1 protein-coding gene is annotated in these 1,302 nt (G+C 66.8%); it reads left to right on the forward strand.

Going from position 1 to position 1,302, the window contains the following annotated elements; genetic code table 11:
* Nucleotides 1-1,294 (forward strand): IS30 family transposase (locus GH740_RS13820; protein ID WP_253941447.1); only part of this gene is annotated, 1,294 nt, incomplete at its 5' end.
* Between the last annotated feature and the right edge of the window lie 8 nt (nucleotides 1,295-1,302).

The raw sequence follows: 1,302 nt of genomic DNA on the forward strand, positions 1-1,302 counted from the left end.
GGCGGTTTCAGGACGCCAGTGCAACACCTTGGGTGTGGAGGGTGTTGTGGCGAAACGGATCGCGTGGGAGACGCGCGCGGCGGGGTATACGGGGTTGCTGGCGGGGGGTTCGTCAGAGGATGTCGCCGCGCAGCTGGGTGTCGCGCATGCGACGGTGGGGAGGTGGGCGAGGCTGGCGGGCATGACGTTTCTTCCCTCGCGCAGTGGCGGCGGGATCGAGCAGGTCCGGATCACGGACCCGCCGCCCGACGCGGAGCGTGCCTATCGACGGTTGACCCTCGCTGACCGGACGCTCATCGAAATGGCGCGGTCGGTGCCCGAACCGTGGTCGATCCGCCGGATCGCGGAGCATCTGGGCGTAGCGCCGTCGACGGTGTCGCGCGAGATCCGGCGGCATGCGCTCGCAGACGGGTTGGGTCGGCACCGGTCAGGCCGAAAACGCCGGTATCACGCCGGGGTGGCGCATCACCGAGCCGTCACGCTGCGGCATCGGGCCCGCCAGCGCAAGCTTGATGACCCGGCCCTGCGCGAGCAGGTCGTGTCAGGGTTGAACAACCGGTGGTCGCCGCAAGAGGTGGCCGGCTGGTTGCAGCTCACCTTCCCTGACCGGCCGGAGATGCACGTGTCGCACGAGACGATCTACCAAGCCCTCTACGTGCAGGGAAAGGGCACGTTGCGGGCCGAACTGGCCGTGGTGAAGGCGTTGCGTTCCGGGCGCACGAACCGGATCCCGCAATCGAAACTCCCGCGCCGCTCGAGCCGGCCATGGCTGGAGGGTGCGCTGCTGGTCGACCGGCCCGCGGAAGCATCGGATCGGGCCGTTCCCGGGCACTGGGAAGGAGACCTCGTCGTCGGCCCGCATAACTCCGGAATCGTCACCCTGGTCGAACGTCAGACACGGTATGCGCTGATCGGACGCCTGCCGGGGATGCGGGACTCGGCAACCGTGATCGACGTACTGCGGAACATGATCGAACAACTACCTGCAGGCCTGCTGCGGACCATCACCTGGGACCAAGGCATTGAGATGGCCCAGCACGCGACGTTCACGGTCAAGACCGGTTGCCCGGTGTTCTTCTGCGACCCGCACTCGCCCTGGCAGCGCGGCACCAACGAGAACACGAACGGGCTGATCCGCGACTTCTACCCCAAAGGCACCGACTTCAACGAGATCGACGACACCGACCTCGCCAACACGCAACGACTCCTCAACGGCCGGCCACGCCAAACCCTCGGATTCCACACCCCTGCTGAGAAACTAGACGAACTAGTCAGCGTTGCACTGGCATCCTGAAACCGCCC

The sequence above is a fragment of the Microbacterium sp. SYP-A9085 genome (assembly GCF_009649635.1).
Classification (GTDB): Bacteria; Actinomycetota; Actinomycetes; order Actinomycetales; family Microbacteriaceae; genus Microbacterium.